We start from the raw sequence: 24,467 nt of genomic DNA on the forward strand, positions 1-24,467 counted from the left end.
GCAAGTGATGAGGAAGAATTGTGCGTAGCCGCGCCGCCGCGCGACACTCAGCCAAACGGCTAACGTTAAGCAACGCACGACCTGTACGCGATCAAAGCGACTACAGTGAAGTCATTCCCGCGCGGCGCGCAGACTTGTCAAGAAGTGTCAGTAAGCATGCCGAAAGCTGAAAAGCGAGACGGCTATAATCGCGGGACTGTTTTTTTGGTGCCTACATGCAATCCACGTCTTCTACGTCCCCGCCGCCCGCGCCCAAAAAGCGCAAACGCCCGTTGTGGCTGAAGCTCATCCTGGGCTTCGTGGGTCTGATCGTCGCAGGCATTCTGTGCGGGCTGCTAGTGCTCGGCTATGCGCTCGTCGTCGCCACGCCCAATCTGCCCTCGCTCGATGCGTTGACCGACTACCGCCCGAAGGTGCCGCTGCGCATCTATACGGCCGACCATGTGCTGATCGGCGAATTCGGCGAGGAACGGCGCGACATCGTCCATATTCAGGATGTGCCCGATAGTTTGAAGAAGGCGATCCTCGCCATCGAGGACGCGCGCTTCTACGATCACGGCGGCGTCGACCTCACGGGCATTGCGCGCGCGGGCTTCGTCGCGCTGACGAATGGCCACGCCACCCAGGGCGCAAGCACGATCACCATGCAGGTGGCGCGCAACTTCTTTCTCTCGAGCGAAAAGACCTACACGCGCAAGATCTACGAGATGCTGCTGGCGTACAAGATCGAGTCGAAGCTGTCCAAGGATCAGATTCTCGAGGTGTACATGAATCAGATCTATCTCGGCCAACGCGCCTACGGCTTTGCGAGCGCGGCGCGCGTGTACTTCGGCAAGGACCTGAAGGATCTGACATTGGCGGAATCGGCCATGCTGGCGGGCTTGCCGAAGGCGCCGTCCGCGTATAACCCGGTGGTCAATCCGAAGCGTGCGAAGGTGCGTCAGGAGTACATCCTGCAGCGCATGTACGAACTGCACTACATCACTCAGGAACAATACGACCAGGCGAGCAAGCAGCCGCTCGTGGTCAAGGGCGCGGGCAAGGAGTTCAGCGTGCATGCGGAGTACGTCGCGGAAATGGTGCGTCAGATGATGTACGCGCAGTATCGCGAGGAAGCCTACACGCGCGGCCTGAACGTGGTGACGACGATCGATTCCGCCGATCAGGACGTCGCGTACCGCGCGCTGCGCAAAGGTCTGATGGACTACGAACGGCGTCACGGCTATCGCGGTCCGGAAGCGTTCATCGATCTGCCGGCTGACGCCGACGACCGCGAACAGGCCATCGACGACGCCTTGCTCGAACATCCGGACAACGGCGAGATCATTGCCGCGGTCGTCACCGCGGCGAGTCCGAAGCAGGTGCAGGCTGCTTTCATCGACGGCAATGTCGCGACGATCCAGGGCGACGGGCTGCGCTTCGCGCAGTTCGCGCTCGGTCCGCGGGCGCAGCCGAATCAACGTGTGCGGCCCGGCGCGGTCATCAGGCTCGTCAAGAACGACGACGGCAACTGGTCGATCACGCAACTGCCACAAGTGGAAGGCGCGTTCGTTTCGGTGATCCCTCAAGATGGCGCGATCCGCGCGCTGGTCGGCGGCTTCGACTTCAACAAGAACAAGTTCAATCACGTCACGCAGGCGTGGCGCCAGCCGGGGTCGAGCTTCAAGCCGTTCATCTATTCGGCGTCGCTCGAAAAAGGGCTCGGACCGGCAACCGTGATCAACGACGCGCCGCTCTTCTTCAGCGCGGCCGAGACCGGCGGCCAGGCGTGGGAGCCCAAGAACTACGGCGGCGGCTTCGACGGCCCGATGACCATGCGCACCGCGCTGCAGCGCTCGAAGAACCTGGTGTCGATTCGTATCCTGAACCAGATCGGCACGAAGTACGCGCAGCAGTACATCACGCGTTTCGGCTTCGACGCGGATCGCCACCCGGCTTATCTGCCGATGGCGCTAGGCGCCGGTCTCGTCACGCCGTTGCAGATGGCGGGTGCGTTCTCGGTGTTCGCAAACGGGGGCTATCGGATCAATCCGTATCTGATCGCCGAAGTCACGGATCAGCGCGGCATGGTGGTCGCGCATGCGCAACCGCTGGTCGCCGCGCAAAGCGCGCCGCACGCGATCGAGCCGCGCAATGCATACGTGATGAACAGCCTGCTGCAAAGCGTCGCGCAACGCGGCACCGGCGCCAAGACCAACGTGTTGAAGCGCACTGATCTCGCCGGCAAGACGGGCACGACCAACGATTCGCGCGACGCGTGGTTCGCCGGCTATCAGCACACGCTCACCGCGATTGCGTGGATCGGCTACGACAATCCGCGCAGTCTTGGCGACAAGGAAACCGGTGGCGGCCTCGCGTTGCCCGTGTGGGTCGAATACATGGGTCGCGCGCTGAAGGGCGTGCCGGAGTACAAGATGCCCAAGCCCGACGACGTCACGGAAATCGGCTCGGAGCTTTATTTCGACGAGTTCACGCCGGGAAATGGTTTCGTTGCCACGGTCGGCGTCAGTCAGGCGACACTGGATGCACAGTCGAGTGCTGCGTCGGCGGCGGCACCTGAGCAGGTCGGCGAGCAGGAGAAGCAGGACATCATGAATCTGTTCCGCGGTCACTGACGCACCCGCTTACACAGTCCAGCAGAAAAGCAAAATGGCCGCGCTCAATGCGTGGCCATTTTGCTTTGTGCGATCAGGGCGAATCGATTCGGCCGCTTTGGCGGCACTCGCCCGATCGGCGGAACTTACGCTTCGAAATGAACCGGCTCGCCGGCCTGCTGCGTCGCGTACTCGGACAGCGCGGCGAAAAACTCCGTGCCGCTGCGCGTGTCGCGCCACTCGCCGTCGACGAAACGGAAGTGGAAACCGCCCGCTTTCGCCGCGATCCAGATCTCGCTCATGGGCGGCTGAAGGTTGACGATAATCTTCGAACGGTTCTCGAATTCGAGGGTCAGGACGTTGCCGCTGCGCTCCAGTTCGATGTCGGCATCCGTGTCGTCGAGCGCGCGTTCGATGGCGGCTAGCGCGGCTTCCGCGCGGGTCAGGTATTCACTATCGGACATGCTAAACTCCATCGATTATTTATTCAGGGACAGTCATGCGAGTCGTATCTCGGATGCGCGCGGCGGCGCCCGGCCGCGCGATTGTAGCGGTTTTAGCCATTCTCGCAGGTTGTGCACTTGCCGGCTGCGGACAACGCGGTTCGCTCTATTTGCCCCACGTGCCGCCGCTACCGGCCAAGCCGACCGACCGCACGCAAACCCCGGACGTCGCGCAACCCGCGTCGACTACCTCCACCGACATGAGCACTGTTCCGGATACCTCCGGCACACCGCTTTCGTTGGCGCCGGAAAACGAACTCGCCGCGCCGCCCGCCTCCGCTGCATCCGCCACGGCGGCTCCGCTGCCTGCTTCCGCCGCCACACCCGTTCAATAAGACTTTCGCATGACTCGATCCGCATTTGACTACGTCGACGGCGTGCTGCACGCCGAAGGCGTGTCCGCCGTCTCCCTCGCCGAGCAGTTCGGCACGCCGCTGTATGTGTACTCGCGCGACGCGCTCACCGAGGCGTGGAACGCTTACGCGGGCGCTTGCGCAGGCCGTCGCGCGAGCGTGCATGTCGCCGTCAAGGCCAATAGCAATCTCGCGGTGTTGAACGTGTTCGCGCGCCTCGGCGCCGGCTTCGATATCGTGTCGGGCGGTGAACTGGCGCGTGTGCTGGCCGCCGGCGGCAAAGCGGAAAACACCGTGTTTTCCGGCGTCGGCAAGAATGCGGACGAAATGCGCGATGCGCTAGCGGCGGGGGTGAAATGCTTCAACGTCGAATCGATTCCCGAACTCGACCGTCTGAATGCGGTTGCCGCGGCAATGGGCAAGAAGGCGCCTGTCTCGCTGCGCGTGAATCCGGACGTCGACGCAAAGACGCATCCGTATATTTCCACCGGCCTGAAGTCGAACAAGTTCGGCGTCGCGTTCGAAGACGCGCGCGCCACGTATCAGGCGGCCGCGGCCATGGCGAATCTCGAGGTGGTCGGCATCGACTGCCATATCGGCTCGCAGATCACCGAAGTCGCGCCGTATCTCGACGCGGTCGACAAAATGCTGGAACTGGTCGAGCAGATTGAACAAGACGGCGTGAAGATTCGTCACATCGACGTGGGCGGTGGTCTCGGCATCACGTACGACGATGAAACGCCGCCGGAAATCGGCGAGTTCGTGCGCACCGTGCTGGATCGCATCGAAGCGCGTGGTCACGGTCATCGTGAAGTGTATTTCGAGCCGGGCCGTTCGCTGGTCGGCAATGCGGGCGTGCTGCTTACGCGCGTCGAGTTTCTGAAGCCGGGCGCGGAAAAGAATTTCGCTATCGTCGACGCGGCTATGACCGATCTCGCACGCCCCGCCATGTACGAGGCGTATCACGCGATCGACCCGGTCGTGAAGCGCGACGTGCCGGCGCACGTGTATGACGTGGTCGGTCCGGTTTGCGAGAGCGGCGACTGGCTCGGACGTGAGCGTCTGCTGTCGGTTGAACCCGGCGATCTGGTCGCGATTCGTTCGGCCGGCGCGTACGGTTTCGTGATGAGCTCGAACTACAACACACGTCCGCGCGCGGCCGAAGTGATGGTGGATGGTACACAGGTGCATGTGGTCCGCGCACGCGAAGAAGTGAAGCAGCTGTTTGCGGGCGAAAGCATTCTTCCGGCATAACCTTCAATAGCTACGCCAATATCGAAAAAAGGCGATGCCGCGTGGCATCGCCTTTTTCTGTTTACGACGCGAGGCCCACCAACGCTCGTCAGCGCGTCTTCAACTTTCTATCACGCAGCCACACGATCAAGCGCCAGCCGAGCAACGCCACCATGATCGCGCCGTAAATCTTCGGCAGGATCAGATCGTGTTTGCCGGCCTTCATCCACCAGAAGTGCAGGATCGCGAGTGCGCCGATCGCATAGATGGAACGATGCAGCATTTGCCAGCGACGTCCGAGCTTGCGCACCATCGCACGCGGCGACGTTACGGCCAACGCGATCAGCAACACGAATGCCGCGAAGCCCACCGTGATGAACGGCCGCTTGCCGATGTCCTTGATGATCGCGGCGACGTCGAACCACTTGTCGAACCAGAGGTAAGTGGTGAAATGCAGCGTCGCGTAGAAGAACGCATAGAGCCCGAGCATGCGGCGAAAGCGCACGAACGCGGCAATGCCGGTGAGTCTGCGCAACGGCGTCACGGCCAGCGTGATGCAGAGGAAGACGAGCGTCCAGAGACCGGTAGAGCGCGTGATGAACTCGATCGGATTCGCGCCTAGCCGGTCAGTCACGCCGAACAGCACGATGCGCGCGAGCGGATACCACGCGGCGATGAATACCGCGATCTTGGCCGGCACGATCCAGCGCGCGCCGGTTGCGGGCCGCTTTGCCGTCGTTGTTGTGGCTGACACCTGCGCGCGCGGCGCTTTGCGTTCGGTCTGCGTGGCGGATTGCGTCTCAGAGGAAGCCATGTTCGCGCCGCTCAGAAATTCTTCTTCAGGTCCATGCCCTGATACAGCGACGCGACCTGATCGCCGTAGCCGTTGAACATCAACGTCTTGCGCTTGGGCGTGAAAAAACCGTCTTCGCCGATGCGCCGCTCGGTCGCCTGACTCCAGCGCGGATGATCGACGTTCGGATTCACGTTCGAGTAAAACCCATATTCGCTCGATGCATACGTGTTCCAGCTGGTCGGCGGCTGCTTGTCGAGGAAGCGGATCTTCACCAGCGACTTCGCGCTCTTGAAGCCATATTTCCAAGGCACCACGACGCGCACCGGCGCGCCGTTCTGATTGGGCAGCACCTGGCCGTAGAGGCCCATCGTCAGCAACGTCAGCGGATTCATCGCTTCGTCCATGCGCAGCCCTTCGGAGTACGGCCAATCGAGCACGGGCGTCGACAGTCCGGGCATTTGCGACGGATCGGCGAGCGTGATGAATTGCACGTATTTAGCGTTGCCCGTCGGCTGAACGCGCTTGATCAATTCCGCGAGCGGCACGCCGATCCACGGAATCACCATCGACCATCCTTCGACGCAGCGCATTCTGTACACGCGCTCCTCGAGCGGCGCGAGCTTGAGTAACTCGTCGATGTCGTAGACCTTCGGATTCTTGATCTCGCCCTCGACGCTCACCTTCCATGGATGCGGCCGCAGCGTCCCGGCGTTGTGCGCGGGATCGGCCTTGTCGGTGCCGAACTCGTAGAAGTTGTTGTAGGTGGTGATGTCCTTGAACGGTGTGATTTTGTCGAGCGCGACGAATTTGGCGTTGGTCTTAGCCGCCAGCTTCTGCGCCTTCAGGTCCGGCGACGTGTAAGCCGCCAGCGCCTCGCCGTTCACTCCGATCAGACTGCCGAGCGCCACCGCGCCGGCCGCCTGCAACACGCGCCGCCGGTTCTGAAAGACGTGCTGCGGCGTGATTTCGCTGCGCGCGATGTCGTCGCCATTCAATTGAATTCTGTCGCTACGCTTGATCCACATCGTGCTGCTCCTTGCGGGCCCGTCGGTCTGTACATCTTAAGGGGCCATATTGATGATCGGTCGTCTGTCCAGCCATCTGTAGGTACTCTGAGGGCGAACACTTTGGATGCAGCCGATATTCCATCGGCCATAAAAAAACCGCCGGTGCGAAGCACGCGGCGGTCTTTAGTCGTTTCAGCGCGGCAGATCTTACAGCTTGCCGTAGCTATGCAGACCCGACAGGAACATGTTGACGCCAAGGAACGCGAAGGTCGTCACCAGCAGGCCGGTCAGCGCCCACCATGCCGCGACCGCGCCGCGCAGACCCTTCATCAGGCGCATATGCAGCCAGGCCGCATAGTTCAGCCAGACGATCAGCGCCCACGTTTCCTTCGGGTCCCAGCTCCAGTAGCCGCCCCAGGCTTCAGCGGCCCACAGCGCGCCGAGAATCGTGGCGATCGTGAAGAACGCGAAACCGACGGCGATCGATTTGTACATCACGTCGTCGAGCACTTCGAGCGCCGGCAGGCGGTCGGCCAGAATGCCGCGCTCTTTCGCCAGATACGCGACACCCACCATGGCCGACAGCGCGAAGCTGCCATAACCGATGAAGTTCGCCGGCACGTGAATCTTCATCCACCAGCTTTGCAGCGCGGGAACCAGCGGCTGGATCTGCTGCGCGTCGCGCGCTACCGAGTACCACATCAGGAAGCCGACTGCGGCGCTGATCACCAGCAGCACGAACGCGCCGAGTGCGCGGGTGTTGTAGTGCTGCTCGTAGTACAGATAGAACAGCGCGGTGATCAGGCTGAACAGCACGAACACTTCGTACAGGTTCGAGATAGGAATATGGCCGACGTCCGCGCCGATCAGGTACGACTCGTACCAGCGCACCATCAGGCCGACAAAGCCCATCACCACCGCCGCCCACGTCATTTTCGAGCCGATCGCGGCGCCGGTCGGCGAGCGCGACAGCAGGCCGATCCAGTAGAACACCGTGGCGAACACGAAGAGTGCGCTCATCCACAGAATCGCGGACTGGCTCGACAGGAAATACTTGAGGAAGAAGGCGTTGTCCGCGCGGCTCAGATCACCGTGGTAGATCTGGATGGCCAGCAGCGACAGCGCGGCGATGCCCACCATCAGCGGACGCACCGGTTTCCAGCGCCAGCCGAGCACCACGAAAACCGGCACGGCGCAGCAGAGCACCAGCTTGTCGTAGTAGTTCATGAACGGGTGATAGCGCGACAGCGCGAACCCGGCGCCCGCGACCATGGCGAGGGCAAACAGCCAGTCGACGATGCCAAGCCGTTTCAGGAACGGCCGTTCGTCGTACTCGCCGACGTTGAGTGACTCGCCTGCCAGCGCCTTGTGGGGCCGCGAGGAGGGAGATTGGGAAACCTGAGTCAAGTCCATGATCTTACCGGGTCGAATCTTGTGAGCTTGCGGACGGCGCGCCGGCGTTGCCGGATTGAGCGGAGGCGCCGGCGTCGTCGGGTGCTTCAACGAGTTTGGCGCCCAGCGCCGCGCCCACCGCGTCGCGCGTCTGAACGAACTCTTTCTCGAAGTCGAGCGTCTTGCGTGCGCTCGACATTGCCATCACGACATTCGTGCCGTGCGCAGTGTCTTTGAGCCAGAACCAGAGGCGCCGTTCGCGAACGTAGAACATCGAAAAGATGCCCAACACGAGGAGCAGGCTGCCAAGATACACGACTTTTTTACCCGGTGCGCGCGTCAACTGAAATACCGAAGCTTGCACCTGCTTGAATGAGTCAAGTTGTAAATAGACCGGCGATCCATACAAAAAGCTGTCGGATATCGCGTTGATGGAGCTTTGGATGAAGCGGCTGGCGTCCGCATTGGCCGTCGCCTCCGGCTCGCCGAGTTGCTGGCGGGACAGCTGATACAGGTCCCAAGTCGAGCCTTCCAGCATGCGCAGCAGCAGGCCGGCGGCCTTTTCCTGCTCACCCTTGGGCACCGAATGGTCGATAAACCCGGCGATCGCCTGGAAGCCGCCGACCGTCTGGCCATTCGGCATCTTGATGCTGTTATCCGCGCCGGCAAAAAGGGTCAGCACGCGCAGCGCGCTTTCTTCCAGATGCTGTTGCAGTTCGGCATTCGAGCCTGGCACCGAGCGCAGCGCGAAACTGTGCGCCGCCGCAGCGCGCATGGCCGGATCCTCGAGTGTGGCGCGCAGGTTCATCCAGTCCTTCACGGTGCCGCCGCTGTCGGCGGGAATGCGCAGGTAGCGGAACGGATCGTCCGGGTTCACGCGCATGCCGGCCAGGAACATCTTTTCGCCGGACACGTCGACCGGCAGCATGTAGTTGTTGTACTCGCGCGCCTGGCCGTCCTTGTCACGCACCTTGTATTGCACCGACGGGCCGACGTTGTGCAGGTCGAGCGGCTTCGAGGTCTTCGCGCCGGAGCCGAGGCGCTCGTCGAACGCTTCTTTCAGCGTGCGGTGCGCCGCGACGCCGCGAGCGTCGGTCTGGCCGCTGCCGTTCTGGATGTTCTCGACGTTGATCGCGCGGAAATCGGTGAATTCGACCGTTTGGCCGTCGGCGAGCGGCGTGGCCGTGCTCAATGGCGCGTTGCCGCCGATCGTGCCGCCGAACGGCGCGGTCTTAGCGCTCGCGCCGCTCATCGGGTAGGCCGTCATCTGCATCTGCGAGCCGCCGTCCTGGAAGCTCGACTGGTAGATCGACACGCCGTCGTAGGTGAACGGCTTGTTCACTTCGACGCGCGCCGGCACGCGCGCGCCCGTCTTGTGGTCGACCACGACGATGTCGCTCGCGAACAGCTTCGGCATGCCCGTCGAGTAGTAATCGACGATGAACTTGTTCAGCTCGATCGAAAACGGCAGGTCCTGGATCAGCGAGCCGTCGGGCTGGTTGAGAATCGCCGTGGACACGTGCTGGCCTTCCGGCACCCATGCGTAGCCGCGGAACGTCGGATTGGACTGCGACAGACGATGATCCGGCGTGATGTCGTTGATCACCGTGTTGGCGCGGATCGGCGACTTGTCGAACAGCCACATTTGCAGCTTGATCGGCAGATTGCTGTCGAGCAGACCGCCGAGGCAGATCACCACGATCGCGAGGTGAGCAGAGATGTAGCCGAACTTGGTCAGCGCGCCGCGTTTGGCGGCGATCAGGGTCGCGCCGTCGGACTCACGGGTCACGAACTTGTAGCCGAGCTTCGCCGAGAGCCTCGCGAGCAACGCCGCGGTCTGCGCGCGAGTTGCGTGCACCGCGAATTCGCCCTTGTGATGGAACGCGCGCAGGCTGCCTTCGCGGACCTTGTCCTTCCAGCTCTTTACGTCGGCGACCATTTTTGGCGCATTGCGGATCACGCACAGCGACACCGACACCATCAGGAAGCCGAGAATCAGCATGAACCACCACGAGCTGTACACCGTGTACAGGCTCAGCGAACGGAAGATGTCCGCCCAGAACGGGCCGAACTGATTGACGTAATTGGGATACGGATCGTCCTGCGTGAGGACGGTGCCGATGATGCTGGCGATCGACAGAATCACGAGCAACGAGATGGCAAAACGCATCGAACTCAAGACTTCGACGACGCTGCGCATGACGCGATTGCCCGACTTGGACTGCAAACCCGACGTGGTGACGCTCATTCATACTCCGACTGAACAGCAAAAAAGGGTGAAGGGCTGTCGTAGACACGACGCCCTCACCCTTTTCTTGTTTTGTACCGACCTCGCCGGGCCGGTTGCACTTGCGTGCGGGGGCACTCTATCCTAGTGCAAGCCCGCGATGTAATCGGCCACTGCCTTGATCTCGCTATCCGACAGACGCGTTGCGATCGCATGCATCGGCTCGTTGTTGTTACGTGCGCCTGGACCTTGCGTGAACGCCAGCAACTGCGCCACCGTGTATTCCGCCCACTGCCCCGACAACCTCGGATACTGCGACGGAATCCCCTGACCGGTCGGCCCGTGACAGCTTGCGCACGCCGGCACGCCCTTGTCGGCGATCCCGCCGCGATAAATCTTCTGCCCGAGCGGAACGGTGTCTTTGTTATGCGCGTAGCCTGGCTTCGGGGTCTGCGCCGCGAAATAGGCCGCGACGTTGACCATATCCTGATCGGACAGCGCCGCCGCCATGCCCGCCATGATCGCATTGTTGCGCGCTGGCTGCTTGGCGCCCGGCTGGGTCTTGAAGTCCTTGAGTTGTTTGACGAGATACTCAGGGTGCTGGCCCGCCAGCTTCGGATATGCGCCGCCCGCGCTGTTGCCGTCTGCCCCGTGACATGACGCGCATACCTGCACCGCGATTGCCTGCCCCCGATTGACGTCCGGCTTTGCCGGTTCTGCTGCTCGTGCCTGAATTGCCAAACCTGAAAGACCTGCCGCTACATGAAGCACCATCAGAGTCTTGCTCAGTCGATTCATTCGCACACCCTGTCTCGTCTTGTGGGATTTTTAGAGAGCCCCTAAACCTGTCGCTGCGCGCCAGGCCCGGCGTTTTCTTGAAGGTTTTGCAAAACACGACGGCGACCGAGTGACCGCCAGGAGCCGCCAAGGCACGTGGGCTGGCCCCCTCAGGTTTTCAGTAAACCATCGTATTGTACAATAACTCGCTAATCGCTAAGACGCCAGTCGGGCTTGACCCGTCCCCACTCCGGGTTCCCCGGCGTCTCGAATCTTGGCCTGATCATGTCCTTCCTGCTCCACCAATCCCGCTTTTTCACGACCGTCAATCACTTGCGTGATCTGCCGGCCACTTCGCAACCCGAAATCTGCTTTGCGGGGCGCTCGAACGCGGGCAAGTCGACAGCTATCAATATTCTGTGCAACCAGAAGCGGCTGGCCTTCGCCAGTAAAACGCCGGGACGCACGCAGCATATCAATTACTTTTCGGTAGGCAAGGCGGACGAGCCGACCGCGCATCTGGTCGATCTGCCTGGCTATGGCTACGCGGAAGTGCCGGGCGCCGCCAAGGCGCATTGGGAAGCGCTGCTGTCCACCTATCTGCAATCGCGCTCGCAACTGCGCGGCATGATCCTGATGATGGACTCGCGCCGCCCGCTGACGGATCTGGATCGCCGCATGATCGAGTGGTTCGCCCCGACCGGCAAGCCGATCCACACGCTTCTCACCAAGTGCGACAAATTGACGCGCCAGGAAAGCATAAACGCGTTGCGCGCGACGCAGAAAGGTCTGGCCGAGTACCGCACCGCCGGCTACCAGGGCGAACTGACCGCCCAGCTGTTCTCCGCGCTCAAACGCGTCGGCATCGACGAAGCGCACGAGCTGATCGAGAGCTGGCTGATCCCCGACGACAAGGGCGAAACGGACGCCGCTCAGTAAGCGAGTTGGCGTCTCGGGCGAGGACAAAAGCGCTATTCCGGCCGCCCATAAAAAAACCCGCCGCTTTAACGGCGGGTCAAACAGCCTAATCGAAAAACGACAGGCACCCGCTCAGGGAGGAGAAGCGGGGAGGTCAGCGCAAGGCGCCTTGCTCGATCGGTATGATATACCATTGTCTCGAAAAGTTTCCGGGAGCGGAGGCAGGCGTTACTTGCCCACTCCACACATCCACGTTTCCTCGATTCGCTATGAGCTTCTATCCGCACCATCGTCCGCGCCGCATGCGCCGCGACGACTTCTCGCGCCGTCTGATGCGGGAAAACATCCTCACCACCAACGATCTGATTTATCCGGTCTTCATCGTCGAAGGCACCAATGTGCGGCAAGCCGTGCCATCGATGCTTGGCGTCGAACGCGTGTCGGTCGATCTGCTGATGGGTGTGGCTGAACAATGCGTCGAACTTGGCGTGCCTGTGCTGTCGCTGTTTCCGGCGATCGAGCCGTCGCTGAAAACGCCCGATGGGCGCGAAGCGACCAACCCGGCGGGTTTGATCCCGCGCGCGGTTCGCGAACTGAAGAAAAATTTCCCCGAACTGGGCGTGCTCACCGACGTGGCGCTCGATCCGTACACGAGCCACGGTCAGGACGGCGTGCTCGACGAAGCCGGCTATGTCATCAACGACGAGACCGTCGAGATTCTGGTCGAACAGGCGCGTGCGCAGGCTGAAGCGGGCGTCGATATCGTCGCGCCGTCGGACATGATGGACGGCCGCATCGGCGCGATCCGCGAAATGTTCGAGAGCGAGGGTCTTGTCCACACGCGCATCATGGCTTATGCGGCCAAGTTCGCGTCGGCGTTTTACGGCCCGTTTCGCGACGCCGTCGGTTCCGCGACGAACCTCGGTAAAAGCAACAAGATGACTTACCAGATGGACCCAGCCAATTCGAATGAGGCGCTGCGCGAAGTGCAAGCGGACATCGACGAAGGCGCGGACATGGTGATGGTCAAGCCCGGCATGCCGTATCTGGATATCGTGCGCCGCGTGAAGGATGAGTTCCAGTTCCCGACCTACGTGTATCAGGTGAGCGGCGAATACGCGATGCTGAAAGCAGCCGCGCAGAACGGCTGGCTCGATCACGACAAGGCTATGATGGAATCGCTGCTGGCGTTCAAGCGGGCGGGCGCGGACGGGGTGCTGACCTATTTCGCGCTGGATGCCGCGCGGATTTTGCGTTCGCAGAAGTGACCTGACGAGACGCCTTGCGGGGCGTTCGAGCGTTGCAATGAACGGAGGACGACTTTGTGTCGTGCCTCCTTTTTTTCAAGCTTTCGCGGTCAGTCTGCTTCGAGCACGATTGCCTGGCGCTCGACATTCTGCTTCGAACTCTGCGGTTCGCGCGCGGCTCCCAGCTTCGTAGAGGTTGTCGCCAGACAACGCATCAGTTTCGTGATCTGACTGAGCGAGATTGCGGCGCTAGACTGGCAGTCGATCGTCGCGGCCGGACACCGCACACCGGCCGCCGCAGTCGCCGCGACCGACCGGCCGCTATCCGTTACGCGCCGGGCGCATTCGCCCGATCCAGACTGCGCAAGAATTTATCCGCGGACTCGTATCCCACGACGCGCAGCACTTCCTTGCCACGCTGATCGAAAAAGATGATCCCCGGCGGACCAAACAGGCTGAAGCGCTTGAGCAGCATTTGATCGTCGGTGTTGTTCGCGGTCACATCGGCGCGCAGCAGGTTCATCTGCTTCAATTTCGCCTGAACGCGCGGGTCGCTGAAGGTGAATTTCTCCATTTCCTTGCAGCTGACGCACCAGTCCGCGTAAAAATCGAGCATGGCGGGCTGTGCAGCCATTTTGACGGCCTGGTCGAGTTCATTCGATGAGCGAACCGGCGCGAACGTCAGATCGCCCTGCGGCGCGCTATTCGACTTGTTCGACGTGCTCGCGACACCCGCTTCCCCGCTACGCGCCGCCAGCACGGCAAGTGGGCGCAGCGGATCGGAGGAGCCCGCCGCCAGACCAACCAGCAGGACTGCAGCCCAGATAGCGAGCGCAGCGCCCACGCCTCGGCCAAGCCTGCGCCACACGGAAGCCTCCGCAGCCGGTGCCGAAAATATGCCGAGAGAGGCCGAGGCGACCAGCAACCAGAGCGCGCTCAGCAGCATCGTGGCTGTCGCGCCGAGCACGGGCCAAACGATCCATAGCGCGGCCGCAAGCAGCACGACGCCGAAGAAAACCTTGACGCCGTCCATCCATGCGCCGGCACGCGGCAGCAGCGTGCCCGCGCCAAAACCGAGGATCAGCAGCGGCACGCCTAGACCCAGACCCATCGAGAACAGCGCCGCGCCACCGAGCACCGCGTCGCCCGTATGCGCAATGAACGCCAGCACTGCAAAGAGCGGTGCGGTCATGCACGCGCCGACCACCAGCGCCGACAGCGCGCCCATCACGGCAACAGCCGCAAACTTGCCCCCGGAGCGTCTGGACGACGCGTGTGAAACGCCGTCCTGCCAACGTTGCGGCAGCGCGATGTCGACACCCGCAATCAAGGTCAGCGCAAAAATGGTCAAAAGTACGCCGAATGCGCCAAGTACCCACGGATTCTGCAGCCATGCGCCGAGACTCTGCCCGACCAACGCGGCGGCGATACCGAGCGCCGTATACACGAGCGCCATGCCGATGACATAGGCCAGCGACAGCGCGAATCCGCGGGCACGCGTCACGCGCGCGCCTTCGCCGATGATGATCGCCGAGAGAATCGGAATCATCGGATACGAACAGGGGAGCAGGCTGAGCACGGCGCCGGCGACGAAAAAGAGCCCGACGATCGCGAAGAAGCCGCCGCCTTGCAGCAGCGACTGCGCGTAATCGGCGCTGGTAGCGCGGTCGTACCATGAGGTGCCCGCGGGGACGGCGGCTGCCGGCGCGGCCGCGCTGCCGGCCGGTTGAAGTGCTGCGCCGGTTACGTGATACACGCGCTCCATCGGCGGATAGCAGATGCCCGCATCGGCACAGCCTTGCGACGTCACCGCCAGATCGAACGGTCCAGCCGCCTGTTTAACCGGAATCCGGATGGTCAGTTCGTTCCGATACGTCTCGACGTTCTTGTTAAAGGTCTGATCGAACTTGATGTGGCCGGCCGGCAATTGCGGCTCGCCGATCGTGGTCGTGCCGTCGCGCGTCGCGAACGCGAAGCGCTCGCTGTACATGTAGTAGCCGTCCGCGATTTTGTAGGTCACGTCGACTTCGCCGGCCTTCTCCGACGCGCTGAATTTGAACGCGACCGCAGGATCCAGGAAATCGTCCGCCGCGCGGGCGAGCGTGCCGAACTGCGCGAAGATCAGGCAGCCGAGCAGAAAGAATGCGGTGCGCAGCGCATTGCGCGCGCGCCGGTCGAGGCCGTTAAACATGGAGAGGACGTTGGGTTTCAGCAATGATCCACTGGCCGTACGCGGCCGACGCCGTCGCTTGCCATGAGAGGATTTCCGGCGTGTCGTAGGGATGGTGAGCCTGAATGTACTGCTCGAGTTCAAGCACGCGTGCCGCGCTGGTCTTGAACAGCAACTGGACCTCCTGCGCGGTTTCAACCGCGCCCTGCCAGTGATAGGTGGACTGCACGGAGTCTAATTGCGTGACACAGGCGCATAGCCGCATGGCCAGAGCATCCGCAGCAAGCTTCTGGGCCACGGCGGCATCCGGCACCGTCGTCAGAATCAAGGTCACATTCACGCTCACAGATGGCTCCGGCAAGGCACGATTCAGGTGCCGATATCGTATCACCTGGCCTTGCCTGCCCGCAGACCGCTCCGCAGCGGCCACGCGGCGGATGGCCGCTGCCAACGCCTGACGCTACAAACAAAAAAGCCAGGCTTGGCGCCTGGCTTTTTAAGATGCTCGGAAGCTTATTCAGCTTCTTGCACTTCGACTTCTTCAACTTCCGGACGGTCGAGCAATTCGACCAGTGCCATCGGAGCGTTGTCGCCGACGCGGAAGCCGAACTTCAGGACGCGCAGGTAGCCGCCCGGACGGGTAGCGTAACGCGGGCCCAGAACTTCGAACAGCTTCGTGACCGAGTCACGATCGCGCAGGCGGTTGAACGCCAGACGACGATTTGCCAGCGACGGCTTCTTGCCGAGCGTGATCAGCGGCTCGACAACCTTACGGAGTTCTTTTGCTTTCGGCAGCGTGGTCTTGATGACTTCGTGCTCGATCAGCGAGTTGGACATATTACGGAGCATAGCCAGACGGTGGCTGCTCGTGCGGTTCAGTTTCCGCAAACCATGACGGTGACGCATGTTAATTCCTTCGATTCAAAGTTTTGGTCCAGCTCTTCTATCGCGCTCGAACTACCTGCGGTTTCCCAACGGTAGCGAGTGCACGGGCCGGTAGTGAAAAAAGACAAGACGCGGATTTTAAAGGAAAATCCGCGTCTTTGCCAGTGCAGCGGCGGGTTCTGTCCCGGGATTACTTGTCCAGACCAGCCGGCGGCCAGTTTTCAAGTTTCATGCCGAGCGTCAAACCACGCGACGCCAGTACTTCCTTGATTTCGTTCAGCGACTTGCGGCCCAGATTCGGCGTCTTCAGCAACTCATTTTCCGTGCGCTGGATCAGGTCGCCGATGTAGTAAATGTTCTCGGCCTTCAGGCAGTTCGCGGAACGAACCGTCAATTCGAGATCATCCACCGGACGCAGCAGGATCGGATCGATCTGCGGCGCGCGCGACGGCGCTTCAGCCGTTGCTTCGGTGCCTTCCAGTGCAGCGAATACCGACAGTTGATCGACCAGAATGCGCGCCGATTGACGGATCGCTTCTTCCGGCGAAATCACACCGTTGGTTTCGATGTTCATCACGAGCTTGTCGAGGTCGGTACGCTGTTCGACGCGAGCGCTTTCAACGGCGTAGCTCACGCGGCGAACCGGCGAGAACGACGCGTCCAGCACGATACGACCGATGATCTTGGCCGACTCTTCGCCATAACGACGCACATTGCCCGGCACATAGCCGCGGCCCTTTTCGACCTTGATCTGCACGTCGAGCTTGCCGCCCTTCGACAGATGCGCGATCACGTGATCCGGGTTGATCACTTCGCAATCGTGCGCGAGTTCGATGTCGCCAGCAGTGACAACGCCTTCGCCTTCCTTGCGCAGCGTAACCGTCACTTCATCACGGTTGTGCAGCTTGAAGACCACGCCCTTCAGGTTCAACAACAGGTTGACCACATCCTCTTGCACACCGTCGAGCGTCGAATACTCATGTACGACGCCTGCGATCGTCACTTCGGTCGGCGCGTAGCCGATCATCGACGACAGCAGCACGCGCCGGAGCGCGTTACCCAAGGTGTGGCCGTAACCGCGTTCAAACGGTTCCATGACCACTTTCGCATGGCTCTCACCAAGCGATTCAACAGCGATGATCTTGGGCTTCAACAAACTGGTTTGCATAGGTTTTCCTTTTCAATACCCTCGGCTCGTTACACCGATAAGGCTGACCGGTAACAACCTGAAAATAAACAGCCGAGGCGCCCCCTTGCTCAGCGCAATCAGGGTACCCCGGCCGTTAATCCGATTACCGCGAATACAATTCGACGATCAGGCTTTCGTTGATATCGCCAGCGATGTCGCTGCGTTCCGGCTTTTGCTTGAACGTGCCTTCGAACTTCTTCGAATCGACGGCGACCCAGCTCGGCAGACCGCCTTGCTCAGCCAGCGACAGCGCTTCGAGAATACGCGCCTGCTTCTTCTTCGTTTCGCGCACTGCGACGACGTCGCCAGCCTTCACTTGCATCGACGGAATGTTCGACACCACGCCGTTCACGACGATCGCCTTGTGGCTCACGAGCTGACGCGCTTCAGCGCGCGTCGAGCCGAAGCCCATGCGGTACACGACGTTGTCCAGACGCGATTCGAGCAATTGCAGCAGGTTTTCACCCGTGTTGCCCTTCAGGCGGTCGGCTTCAGCGAAGTAACGACGGAATTGACGCTCGAGGACACCGTAGATGCGCTTCACTTTTTGCTTTTCGCGCAGCTGCGTGCCGTAGTCGGACGTGCGTGCGCCCGAGGTGCGGCCGTGTTGGCCGGGCTTGCTGTCAAGTTTGCACTTGTCAGCGAGCGAACGACGGGCGCTCTTCAGGAAGAGGTCAGTGCCTTCACGGCGGGACAGCTTGGCCTTAGGGCCGATATAACGTGCCACGTTGATTCCTTTGTTGATTGATCACGCGGATGCATGCATTCGCGCTAGTCCGAACCCTTTGGGTCGAACGGTGGGCTTAGTCAATTCAATAACGCAAGCAGCCTGCCGCCGCCCAAGGCGGCAACAGGCGCTAGCAAAATCGGCGTCTTAGATACGACGACGCTTCGGCGGACGGCAGCCGTTGTGCGGGACCGGGGTCACGTCGGAGATCGCCGTGATCTTGATACCAAGACCATGCAACGCGCGCACCGCCGACTCACGGCCAGGACCGGGGCCCTTGATCCGCACTTCGAGGTTCTTCACGCCGTATTCCATCGCCACGCGGCCAGCCGATTCGGCCGCCACCTGGGCTGCAAACGGGGTCGATTTGCGCGAACCCTTGAAGCCTTGACCACCCGACGTTGCCCAAGCAAGTGCATTGCCTTGACGATCGGTGATCGTGATGATGGTGTTGTTGAACGACGCGTGAACGTGAACCACGCCCTCGGCGACGTTCTTCTTGACCTTCTTGCGAACGCGTTGCGCCGCGGAGTTGTTCGAAGCCTTAGCCATTACGTTTTCCTGTAACTGTCAGTTCCGCTTACTTCTTCAGCGATTGCGCTGCACGACGCGGACCCTTGCGCGTACGGGCATTCGTACGCGTACGTTGGCCGCGCAGGGGCAAGCCCTTACGATGCCGAACGCCACGGTAGCAGCCGAGATCCATCAGGCGCTTGATGTTCATCGTCGTTTCACGGCGCAGATCGCCTTCAACGATGAACTTGCCGACTTCTTCACGCAGCTTTTCGAGGTCTGCGTCGTTCAGGTCTTTGACCTTCTTCGAAAATGCCACACCAGCAGCGACGCAGATGTCGCGCGAGCGCGTGCGGCCGACACCGTAAATAGCCGTCAGGCCGATTTCGGTATGCTGGTGATTCGGGATGTTAACCCCTGCGATACGAGCCATTGTTTTTCCTCAACAAAAAGCGCAGCAAAAAGCGCGGCGTTCAGCCTTGACGCTGTTTGTGGCGCGGATCAGAGCTGCAAATCACGCGCACAACGCCTTTGCGCTTGATGATCTTGCAATTGCGGCAAATGCGCTTAACCGATGCCATCACTTTCATGATATTACCCTTTTTTCAAATCACTTCGCCCGGAACACGATCCGCGCACGCGACAGATCGTAAGGCGTCAATTCAACCGTCACCTTGTCGCCAGGCAAGATTCGGATGTAGTGCATCCGCATCTTGCCGGATATGTGTCCCAATACGACATGGCCGTTTTCCAGCTTCACCCTGAAGGTAGCGTTAGGCAGGTTTTCGATGACTTCACCCTGCATCTGGATAACATCGTCTTTGGCCATAAGTCCTTTCAACGCATCGGGACGCCGCCGCCTTTGAAATTAGCTTTCTTCAGCAGCGATTCATACTGTTGCGACATAACGTACGACTGCACCTGCGCCATGAAATCCATTGTGACGACGACAATGATCAGCAGCGACGTTCCACCAAAATAAAACGGCACGTTCCAGCGCAGCACCAGAAACTCGGGCAGCAGACAAACAAACACGATGTAGATCGCACCGGCCAGCGTCAGACGCGTCAAGATGCGGTCGATGTATCGCGCTGTTTGATCGCCCGGGCGGATGCCTGGGACGAAAGCGCCACTCTTTTTCAGGTTGTCGGCCGTCTCTCTGCTGTTGAACACCAATGCGGTGTAGAAAAAACAGAAGAAAACGATCGCCAACGCGTACAGCAACACGTACACAGGTTGACCGGGCTTGAGGGCCTCTGCCACGTTGTGCAACGTGTCTGCGAACCAGCTGGTACGCGACCCCGAACTGAACCAGTTCAGGATAGTTGCCGGGAAGAGAATGATCGACGATGCAAAGATCGGCGGAATCACGCCCGACATATTCAACTTCAGCGGCAGATGCGAAGACTGTCCGCCGTAAATCTTGTTGCCGACTTGCCGCTTCGCGTAATTCACAAGAATCTTGCGCTGGCCGCGTTCGATGAACACCACCAGATACGTAACAGCAGCAATCAGCGCGACGACGATAATCGCGGATATCGGGCTCATCGAACCGGTTTGCACCAGTGAAACGAGACCACCGATCGCATTCGGGAAACCCGCTGCAATCCCGCCGAAAATAATGATCGAGATGCCGTTGCCAAGCCCGCGCTCCGTGATCTGCTCACCCAGCCACATCAGGAACATCGTGCCGGTCACCAGCGTCACGACCGTCGTCAACCGAAAAACCATCCCCGGATCGATCACCAGGCCCGGCTGATTTTCCAACGCGACGGCAATGCCGAACGCCTGGAACGTCGCCAGCAGGACCGTAAAGACACGCGTGTACTGCGTAATCTTCCGTTGACCCGCTTGCCCTTCCTTTTTCAGCGCTTCGAGTTGTGGCGAGACGATTGCCAACAGCTGCATGATGATCGACGCCGAAATGTACGGCATGATCCCCAGCGCAAAAATCGTGAACCGCGATAGCGCGCCACCCGAGAACATGTTGAACATGCCAAGGATGCCGCCCGACTGACTTTGGAACAACTTTGCCAGTTGGTCCGGGTCAATACCCGGCACCGGAATATGCGCGCCGATACGGTAGACGATCAGCGCCAGCAGCAGGAACACTGCCCGCCGACGCAGATCGCCAAACTTCGCCGCGCTGCGACCGGGTTTTGCGAGACTCGGGCTGTTAGCCAAGTACCTTCTCCGATGCAAATGCTAGTGACGGCAAATAACTTGCGCGTTACTCGGCGAATGAGCCACCAGCTGCTTCGACAGCAGCGCGCGCACCCTTCGTCGCACCCAGACCTTTCACGACAATCTTGCGCTTCAACTCGCCGGTCTTGATGATCTTGGCACTCGTGATCATCTCGCCAATCAGGCCGGCTTGTTTCAGAGCCAACAGATCGATCTCGTCGACCGGCAGCTTTTCCAGATCCGAGAGACGCACTTCACCAACGAATTCCTTCGTCAGCGAGGTGAAGCCACGCTTCGGCAGGCGACGTTGCAGCGGCATTTGACCGCCTTCGAAGCCAACCTTGTGAAAGCCGCCCGAACGCGACTTCTGACCCTTGTGACCGCGGCCAGCCGTCTTGCCCAGACCGGAGCCGATGCCACGGCCGACGCGACGCTTAGCGTGCTTCGAACCTTCAGCCGGCTTCAGGTTATTCAATTCCATTATCAACTCCTTGAGTCCTGGTCAGCCGCTTAGCTGATGACCTTAACGAGGTACGAAACCTTGTTGATCATGCCGCGCACGGCCGGCGTGTCCTGCAACTCGCTAACCGAGTTGAGTCGGCGCAGACCCAAGCCACGCACCGTTGCACGGTGCGTTTCACGGGTGCCGATCAGGCTCTTGACGAGCTGGACCTTGACAGTTTTATCAGACATGGTGTCCACCTTAGCCCAGAATATCTTCGACGGACTTGCCGCGCTTCGCCGCGATGTCGCCCGGCGTCGACTGCTTGCGCAGACCGTCGAGCGTTGCACGAACGAGGTTGTACGGGTTCGTCGAACCGTGGCTCTTAGCAACCACGTTTTGCACGCCCATCACGTCGAACACTGCGCGCATTGGACCACCAGCGATCACGCCCGTACCATCCTTCGCCGGAGCGAGGAGGACGGCGGATGCGCCGTGCTTACCGTGCACTTCGTGTTGCAACGTACCGTTCTTCAGCGGCACCTTGAACATGTTGCGGCGAGCTTGTTCCATTGCCTTTTGAACAGCAACCGGAACTTCCTTCGCTTTGCCCTTGCCCATGCCGATGCGGCCATCGCCGTCGCCAACCACGGTCAGTGCGGCAAAACCGAGAATCCGGCCGCCCTTCACAACCTTGGTCACGCGGTTGACCGAAATCATCTTTTCGCGCAGGCCGTCGTCGCGTTCGTCAGCCTGAACTTTCGCTTGCATCTTTGCCATGACGAATTCTTCCCTTAGAACTTGAGTCCGGCTTCGCGCGCCGCATCAGCCAGCGCTTTCACGCGGCCGTGGTAACGGAAACCCGAACGGTCGAAGGCGACGGATTCGATGCCGGCAGCCTTAGCCTTTTCTGCGATGCGCTTACCGATCAAGGTCGCAGCATTGACGTTGCCGCCCTTGCCCGTTTGATCAGCCAGTTGCGCACGCACTTCGGCCTCGAGCGTCGACGCGCTGGCGAGCACCTTGGTGCCGCAGGGCGAGAACACTTGCGCATAGATGTGCGTGTTCGTGCGATGCACGGCGAGACGCGCGACCTGCAGCTCAGCGATCTTGATACGCGTCTGACGAGCGCGGCGCAGGCGAGATTGAGTCTTATCCATGATTGCGCACCCTTACTTCTTCTTCGTTTCTTTGAGGATCACAACCTCATTGGCGTAACGCACACCCTTGCCCTTATAGGGCTCCGGCGGGCGATAGCCGCGCACTTCTGCCGCGACCTGGCCAACTTGTTGCTTATTGATCCCCTTGATCACGATTTCGGTTTGCGTCGGGGTTTCAGCCTTGACGCCTTCCGGCATCTGGTGCACCACAGGGTGCGAGAAACCCAGCGACAGGTTCAACTTGTCGCCTTGCGCCTGCGCGCGGTAACCGACGCCAACCAGCGTCAGCTTGCGCTCGAAACCCTTCGTCACGCCGTTCACCATGTTCGCAACCAGTGCGCGCATCGTGCCCGACATCGCATTCGCTTCGCGGCTTGCGTCAACCGGCTCGAAATTCAGCGTGCCGTTGTCGTTCACCACTTTCACGAGGCGGTTTGCCGCCTGCGTAATCGTACCCAGCGGGCCCTTGACGGTGATGCGATCGTCGCTCAGGGCCACTTCTGCGCCTTGCAGCGCGACCGGGCTTTTACCTACTCGAGACATGTTTCTCTCCTTTCGGCCTTAAGCGACGTAGCAGATGACTTCGCCGCCAACGCCCGTTGCACGCGCCTTGCGGTCCGTCATCACGCCCTTCGGCGTCGACACGATTGCCACGCCGAGGCCATTCATGACCACGGGGATGTCGTTACGGCCGCGGTACACACGCAGACCAGGCTTCGAGACGCGTTCAATGCGCTCGATAACCGGACGGCCGGCGTAGTACTTCAACACGATGTTCAATTCAGACTTCGCACCTTCGGACTTCACTGCGAAATCATCGATATAGCCTTCGTCCTTCAGGACCTGCGCAATCGCAACCTTGACTTTCGACGAGGGCATTGTCACCGAGACTTTCTCAACCATCTGCGCATTGCGGATGCGAGTCAGCATATCGGCGATAGGATCACTCATGCTCATTTACGTTTCTCCTATTACCAGCTCGCCTTGGTCAGGCCAGGGATCTCGCCGCGGAACGCGATTTCGCGAATCTTGTTACGCGCCAGCCCGAATTTACGGAACGTGCCACGCGGGCGACCGGTAATTGCGCAACGATTGCGCTTACGGGTCGGGTTAGAGTTGCGCGGCAATTGTTGCAGTTCCAGACGTGCTGCGTAATGCTCTTCGTCCGACTTGCTCATATCGCCGATGATCGCTTTCAGCTCAGCACGCTTGGGAGCGTACTTAGCAGCCAGGCGAGCACGCTTCTTTTCACGTTCGATCAGTGCCAGTTTAGCCACGGTAACCTCAGTTTCTGAACGGGAACTTGAAGCTGGCGAGCAGAGCCTTTGCTTCGTCGTCGGTCTTCGCAGTCGTCGTGATGCTGATGTTCAGCCCACGCAGTGCGTCGATCTTGTCGTAGTCGATTTCGGGGAAAATGATCTGCTCTTTCACACCGATGTTGTAGTTGCCGCGACCATCGAACGCACGACCCGACACACCACGGAAGTCACGCACACGGGGGAGCGCGACCGTCACGAAACGGTCCAGAAATTCGTACATTGCCTGACCACGCAACGTGACCATTGCACCGATCGGATAGCCCTGACGGATCTTGAAGCCAGCGATTGCCTTGCGTGCCTTCGTGATCACCGGCTTCTGGCCTGCGATCTTCGTCAGGTCGCCAACGGCGTTTTCGATGATCTTCTTGTCAGCAACCGCTTCGCCAAGGCCCATGTTCAGGGTGATCTTGGTGATGCGCGGCACTTCCATCACGGACTTGTAACCGAACTTCTCGATGAGGCCGGGTACAACCTTCTCTTTGTAAAACTCTTGCAAACGAGCCATTTTTTTACTCCGCAGCGTCAGGCGCTCAGCTCGGCACCGGTCGTTTTAAGGAAACGGACTTTCTTGTCTCCTTCGACCTTGATGCCTACACGCGACGCCTTGCCATTCGCGTCGACCAATGCGACGTTCGAAATTTGCAGCGGCATCGTCTTGGCTTCAACACCGCCCGTCGTACCCTTCATCGGGTTCGGCTTGACGTGTTTCTTGACGAGGTTGATACCCTCGACAATCACTTTGCCCTCGCCAACGGACAGCACGACGCCGCGCTTGCCTTTATCTTTGCCGGTGATGACGATAACTTCGTCACCTTTGCGAATCTTGTTCAT

General features: G+C 60.5%; 30 protein-coding genes. 5 read left to right on the plus strand and 25 right to left on the minus strand.

Features of this window, described 5'->3' with window-relative positions:
• Positions 1–215: 215 nt before the first annotated feature.
• Entirely contained in the window at positions 216–2,615 is a 2,400-nt protein-coding gene (locus B0G80_RS14420) for a penicillin-binding protein 1A (protein WP_116118432.1), read from the plus strand.
• A 125-nt stretch (positions 2,616–2,740) separates the two neighbouring features.
• Here B0G80_RS14420 and cyaY read toward each other — a convergent pair whose 3' ends face one another.
• A complete protein-coding gene (gene cyaY / locus B0G80_RS14425) occupies positions 2,741–3,058 on the minus strand; it encodes an iron donor protein CyaY (protein WP_011490036.1) in 318 nt (105 codons plus the stop codon).
• Positions 3,059–3,093: 35 nt separating this feature from the next.
• On the opposite strand from cyaY, the gene lptM reads away from it, so the two are divergent.
• Both lptM and lysA read left to right on the plus strand, forming a co-directional pair.
• Positions 3,094–3,432: an LPS translocon maturation chaperone LptM gene (gene lptM / locus B0G80_RS14430; protein WP_116118433.1), complete on the plus strand. Its 339-nt coding sequence runs from the start codon at positions 3,094–3,096 to the stop codon at positions 3,430–3,432.
• A 9-nt stretch (positions 3,433–3,441) separates the two neighbouring features.
• Positions 3,442–4,704 carry a diaminopimelate decarboxylase gene (gene lysA / locus B0G80_RS14435; RefSeq protein WP_116118434.1) on the plus strand — a complete coding sequence of 421 codons (1,263 nt, stop codon included), beginning with the start codon at positions 3,442–3,444 and terminating at the stop codon, positions 4,702–4,704.
• Positions 4,705–4,792: 88 nt separating this feature from the next.
• Here the strand turns inward: lysA and msrQ are convergent, their stop codons facing one another.
• The 5 genes from msrQ to B0G80_RS14460 form a co-directional block, all read right to left on the minus strand.
• Entirely contained in the window at positions 4,793–5,497 is a 705-nt protein-coding gene (gene msrQ, locus B0G80_RS14440; RefSeq protein ID WP_116118435.1) for a protein-methionine-sulfoxide reductase heme-binding subunit MsrQ, read from the minus strand.
• An 11-nt stretch (positions 5,498–5,508) separates the two neighbouring features.
• Positions 5,509–6,504: a protein-methionine-sulfoxide reductase catalytic subunit MsrP gene (gene msrP, locus B0G80_RS14445; protein WP_116118436.1), complete on the minus strand. Its 996-nt coding sequence runs from the start codon at positions 6,502–6,504 to the stop codon at positions 5,509–5,511.
• A 189-nt stretch (positions 6,505–6,693) separates the two neighbouring features.
• Positions 6,694–7,899: a c-type cytochrome biogenesis protein CcsB gene (gene ccsB / locus B0G80_RS14450; RefSeq protein ID WP_116118437.1), complete on the minus strand. Its 1,206-nt coding sequence runs from the start codon at positions 7,897–7,899 to the stop codon at positions 6,694–6,696.
• A gap of 4 nt (positions 7,900–7,903) precedes the next feature.
• The gene (locus B0G80_RS14455; protein ID WP_116118438.1) at positions 7,904–10,126 is read right to left on the minus strand and encodes a cytochrome c biogenesis protein ResB; all 2,223 of its coding nucleotides are present in this window, start codon (positions 10,124–10,126) and stop codon (positions 7,904–7,906) included.
• Between the two features lie 123 nt (positions 10,127–10,249).
• Positions 10,250–10,903: a cytochrome c gene (locus B0G80_RS14460; RefSeq protein WP_116118439.1), complete on the minus strand. Its 654-nt coding sequence runs from the start codon at positions 10,901–10,903 to the stop codon at positions 10,250–10,252.
• A gap of 264 nt (positions 10,904–11,167) precedes the next feature.
• On the opposite strand from B0G80_RS14460, the gene yihA reads away from it, so the two are divergent.
• Positions 11,168–11,821 (plus strand): ribosome biogenesis GTP-binding protein YihA/YsxC, encoded by a 654-nt coding sequence (yihA, locus tag B0G80_RS14465; protein ID WP_116118440.1) that lies wholly within the window; start codon positions 11,168–11,170, stop codon positions 11,819–11,821.
• Between the two features lie 248 nt (positions 11,822–12,069).
• Entirely contained in the window at positions 12,070–13,068 is a 999-nt protein-coding gene (hemB, locus tag B0G80_RS14470) for a porphobilinogen synthase (protein WP_116118441.1), read from the plus strand.
• A 307-nt stretch (positions 13,069–13,375) separates the two neighbouring features.
• On the opposite strand, the gene dsbD is transcribed toward hemB, so the two are convergent.
• The 19 genes from dsbD to rplX form a co-directional block, all read right to left on the minus strand.
• Complete coding sequence (gene dsbD, locus B0G80_RS14475) at positions 13,376–15,238, minus strand: protein-disulfide reductase DsbD (RefSeq protein ID WP_116118442.1); 1,863 nt, start codon at positions 15,236–15,238, stop codon at positions 13,376–13,378.
• A complete protein-coding gene (gene cutA / locus B0G80_RS14480; RefSeq protein ID WP_116118443.1) occupies positions 15,231–15,563 on the minus strand; it encodes a divalent-cation tolerance protein CutA in 333 nt (110 codons plus the stop codon). The genes dsbD and cutA overlap by 8 nt, the downstream gene beginning before the upstream one ends.
• A 167-nt stretch (positions 15,564–15,730) precedes the next feature.
• Positions 15,731–16,123: a 50S ribosomal protein L17 gene (gene rplQ, locus B0G80_RS14485; protein ID WP_006052227.1), complete on the minus strand. Its 393-nt coding sequence runs from the start codon at positions 16,121–16,123 to the stop codon at positions 15,731–15,733.
• Positions 16,124–16,292: 169 nt separating this feature from the next.
• Entirely contained in the window at positions 16,293–17,270 is a 978-nt protein-coding gene (locus B0G80_RS14490) for a DNA-directed RNA polymerase subunit alpha (RefSeq protein ID WP_006052226.1), read from the minus strand.
• 124 nt (positions 17,271–17,394) lie between these two features.
• The gene (gene rpsD, locus B0G80_RS14495) at positions 17,395–18,018 is read right to left on the minus strand and encodes a 30S ribosomal protein S4 (protein ID WP_106284146.1); all 624 of its coding nucleotides are present in this window, start codon (positions 18,016–18,018) and stop codon (positions 17,395–17,397) included.
• 147 nt (positions 18,019–18,165) lie between these two features.
• Positions 18,166–18,570: a 30S ribosomal protein S11 gene (gene rpsK / locus B0G80_RS14500; protein WP_006052224.1), complete on the minus strand. Its 405-nt coding sequence runs from the start codon at positions 18,568–18,570 to the stop codon at positions 18,166–18,168.
• A gap of 28 nt (positions 18,571–18,598) precedes the next feature.
• Positions 18,599–18,964 (minus strand): 30S ribosomal protein S13, encoded by a 366-nt coding sequence (rpsM, locus tag B0G80_RS14505; RefSeq protein ID WP_012434566.1) that lies wholly within the window; start codon positions 18,962–18,964, stop codon positions 18,599–18,601.
• Positions 18,965–19,004: 40 nt separating this feature from the next.
• Positions 19,005–19,121 carry a 50S ribosomal protein L36 gene (rpmJ, locus tag B0G80_RS14510; protein ID WP_004199844.1) on the minus strand — a complete coding sequence of 39 codons (117 nt, stop codon included), beginning with the start codon at positions 19,119–19,121 and terminating at the stop codon, positions 19,005–19,007.
• A 20-nt stretch (positions 19,122–19,141) separates the two neighbouring features.
• A complete protein-coding gene (gene infA, locus B0G80_RS14515) occupies positions 19,142–19,360 on the minus strand; it encodes a translation initiation factor IF-1 (RefSeq protein ID WP_004521905.1) in 219 nt (72 codons plus the stop codon).
• A gap of 8 nt (positions 19,361–19,368) precedes the next feature.
• Entirely contained in the window at positions 19,369–20,715 is a 1,347-nt protein-coding gene (gene secY / locus B0G80_RS14520) for a preprotein translocase subunit SecY (RefSeq protein WP_116118444.1), read from the minus strand.
• Between the two features lie 46 nt (positions 20,716–20,761).
• Positions 20,762–21,196 carry a 50S ribosomal protein L15 gene (gene rplO / locus B0G80_RS14525; RefSeq protein WP_106284144.1) on the minus strand — a complete coding sequence of 145 codons (435 nt, stop codon included), beginning with the start codon at positions 21,194–21,196 and terminating at the stop codon, positions 20,762–20,764.
• 29 nt (positions 21,197–21,225) lie between these two features.
• Complete coding sequence (gene rpmD, locus B0G80_RS14530) at positions 21,226–21,408, minus strand: 50S ribosomal protein L30 (RefSeq protein WP_007180126.1); 183 nt, start codon at positions 21,406–21,408, stop codon at positions 21,226–21,228.
• A gap of 10 nt (positions 21,409–21,418) precedes the next feature.
• A complete protein-coding gene (rpsE, locus tag B0G80_RS14535) occupies positions 21,419–21,937 on the minus strand; it encodes a 30S ribosomal protein S5 (protein ID WP_007180127.1) in 519 nt (172 codons plus the stop codon).
• Between the two features lie 14 nt (positions 21,938–21,951).
• Positions 21,952–22,317 (minus strand): 50S ribosomal protein L18, encoded by a 366-nt coding sequence (rplR, locus tag B0G80_RS14540; protein ID WP_012434568.1) that lies wholly within the window; start codon positions 22,315–22,317, stop codon positions 21,952–21,954.
• A gap of 12 nt (positions 22,318–22,329) precedes the next feature.
• Positions 22,330–22,860, minus strand: coding sequence for a 50S ribosomal protein L6 (rplF, locus tag B0G80_RS14545; protein WP_106284143.1), 531 nt, complete (start codon positions 22,858–22,860; stop codon positions 22,330–22,332).
• Between the two features lie 18 nt (positions 22,861–22,878).
• Positions 22,879–23,274 (minus strand): 30S ribosomal protein S8, encoded by a 396-nt coding sequence (gene rpsH / locus B0G80_RS14550; RefSeq protein ID WP_006052216.1) that lies wholly within the window; start codon positions 23,272–23,274, stop codon positions 22,879–22,881.
• Positions 23,275–23,288: 14 nt separating this feature from the next.
• Entirely contained in the window at positions 23,289–23,594 is a 306-nt protein-coding gene (gene rpsN / locus B0G80_RS14555; RefSeq protein WP_006052215.1) for a 30S ribosomal protein S14, read from the minus strand.
• Positions 23,595–23,601: 7 nt separating this feature from the next.
• Positions 23,602–24,141, minus strand: coding sequence for a 50S ribosomal protein L5 (gene rplE / locus B0G80_RS14560; RefSeq protein WP_006052214.1), 540 nt, complete (start codon positions 24,139–24,141; stop codon positions 23,602–23,604).
• Between the two features lie 17 nt (positions 24,142–24,158).
• On the minus strand, positions 24,159–24,467 hold the full coding sequence (gene rplX, locus B0G80_RS14565; protein ID WP_006052213.1) for a 50S ribosomal protein L24: 309 nt from the start codon (positions 24,465–24,467) through the stop codon (positions 24,159–24,161).

Source organism: Paraburkholderia sp. BL6669N2 (assembly GCF_003387275.1).
Taxonomy (GTDB): domain Bacteria; phylum Pseudomonadota; class Gammaproteobacteria; order Burkholderiales; family Burkholderiaceae; genus Paraburkholderia.

Coding starts and splice junctions, on each gene's coding strand:
- ccsB (WP_116118437.1), bottom strand. CDS start 7,899: ATGGACTTGACTCAGGTTTCCCAATCTCCCTCCTCGCGGCCCCACAAG.
- lysA (WP_116118434.1), top strand. CDS start 3,442: ATGACTCGATCCGCATTTGACTACGTCGACGGCGTGCTGCACGCCGAA.
- rpmJ (WP_004199844.1), bottom strand. CDS start 19,121: ATGAAAGTGATGGCATCGGTTAAGCGCATTTGCCGCAATTGCAAGATC.
- rplR (WP_012434568.1), bottom strand. CDS start 22,317: ATGGATAAGACTCAATCTCGCCTGCGCCGCGCTCGTCAGACGCGTATC.
- B0G80_RS14460 (WP_116118439.1), bottom strand. CDS start 10,903: ATGAATCGACTGAGCAAGACTCTGATGGTGCTTCATGTAGCGGCAGGT.
- rpsM (WP_012434566.1), bottom strand. CDS start 18,964: ATGGCTCGTATCGCAGGGGTTAACATCCCGAATCACCAGCATACCGAA.
- rplE (WP_006052214.1), bottom strand. CDS start 24,141: ATGGCTCGTTTGCAAGAGTTTTACAAAGAGAAGGTTGTACCCGGCCTC.
- rpsH (WP_006052216.1), bottom strand. CDS start 23,274: ATGAGCATGAGTGATCCTATCGCCGATATGCTGACTCGCATCCGCAAT.
- infA (WP_004521905.1), bottom strand. CDS start 19,360: ATGGCCAAAGACGATGTTATCCAGATGCAGGGTGAAGTCATCGAAAAC.
- msrQ (WP_116118435.1), bottom strand. CDS start 5,497: ATGGCTTCCTCTGAGACGCAATCCGCCACGCAGACCGAACGCAAAGCG.
- hemB (WP_116118441.1), top strand. CDS start 12,070: ATGAGCTTCTATCCGCACCATCGTCCGCGCCGCATGCGCCGCGACGAC.
- rplQ (WP_006052227.1), bottom strand. CDS start 16,123: ATGCGTCACCGTCATGGTTTGCGGAAACTGAACCGCACGAGCAGCCAC.
- B0G80_RS14490 (WP_006052226.1), bottom strand. CDS start 17,270: ATGCAAACCAGTTTGTTGAAGCCCAAGATCATCGCTGTTGAATCGCTT.
- rplO (WP_106284144.1), bottom strand. CDS start 21,196: ATGGAATTGAATAACCTGAAGCCGGCTGAAGGTTCGAAGCACGCTAAG.
- yihA (WP_116118440.1), top strand. CDS start 11,168: ATGTCCTTCCTGCTCCACCAATCCCGCTTTTTCACGACCGTCAATCAC.
- msrP (WP_116118436.1), bottom strand. CDS start 6,504: ATGTGGATCAAGCGTAGCGACAGAATTCAATTGAATGGCGACGACATC.
- rpsE (WP_007180127.1), bottom strand. CDS start 21,937: ATGGCAAAGATGCAAGCGAAAGTTCAGGCTGACGAACGCGACGACGGC.
- B0G80_RS14420 (WP_116118432.1), top strand. CDS start 216: ATGCAATCCACGTCTTCTACGTCCCCGCCGCCCGCGCCCAAAAAGCGC.
- rplF (WP_106284143.1), bottom strand. CDS start 22,860: ATGTCTCGAGTAGGTAAAAGCCCGGTCGCGCTGCAAGGCGCAGAAGTG.
- cyaY (WP_011490036.1), bottom strand. CDS start 3,058: ATGTCCGATAGTGAATACCTGACCCGCGCGGAAGCCGCGCTAGCCGCC.
- rplX (WP_006052213.1), bottom strand. CDS start 24,467: ATGAACAAGATTCGCAAAGGTGACGAAGTTATCGTCATCACCGGCAAA.
- rpsK (WP_006052224.1), bottom strand. CDS start 18,570: ATGGCTAAGGCTTCGAACAACTCCGCGGCGCAACGCGTTCGCAAGAAG.
- B0G80_RS14455 (WP_116118438.1), bottom strand. CDS start 10,126: ATGAGCGTCACCACGTCGGGTTTGCAGTCCAAGTCGGGCAATCGCGTC.
- rpmD (WP_007180126.1), bottom strand. CDS start 21,408: ATGTCTGATAAAACTGTCAAGGTCCAGCTCGTCAAGAGCCTGATCGGC.
- lptM (WP_116118433.1), top strand. CDS start 3,094: ATGCGAGTCGTATCTCGGATGCGCGCGGCGGCGCCCGGCCGCGCGATT.
- dsbD (WP_116118442.1), bottom strand. CDS start 15,238: ATGTTTAACGGCCTCGACCGGCGCGCGCGCAATGCGCTGCGCACCGCA.